The following is a 270-nucleotide window of genomic DNA, read 5'->3' as shown; positions in this document are numbered from 1 at the left end:
GTTGAGCCTGTTCTGATGGACGAGCGATACGGTTGCCGGTGTGCCGTATCGACCGTATCGGTGGTGCTTACTGCGAAATCTGCTTGGCTGCTTCGACCTGCGATTCGAAGTAAGTCTGGAACGACAGCGCGAGCGCGGTCATCAACAGGAACGCGCCGATCAGCAGCGAGAAGATCACGACGAAGATCACGGTCCAGCCCGACTTGCTGCGCTTGCCGGTGTCCGCGTTGAATTGCGCATCCCATTTTTCGTCGGGACGCAGCCCGTAGA

General features: G+C 58.5%; 1 protein-coding gene. It reads right to left on the bottom strand.

Annotation, left to right across the window (positions count from 1 at the left end; genetic code table 11):
• Window positions 1-67: 67 nt before the first annotated feature.
• Window positions 68-270, bottom strand: a 203-nt coding sequence (locus AAEY88_RS13760; protein WP_350563284.1) for a hypothetical protein, incomplete at its 5' end; no start/stop codon positions are given.

The organism is Psychrobacter sp. CAL346-MNA-CIBAN-0220 (assembly GCF_040309805.1).
Classification (GTDB): domain Bacteria; phylum Pseudomonadota; class Gammaproteobacteria; order Pseudomonadales; family Moraxellaceae; genus Psychrobacter.
Note: the sequence above shows the minus strand (reverse complement) of the source record. Positions and strands in the feature narration are given on the sequence as shown.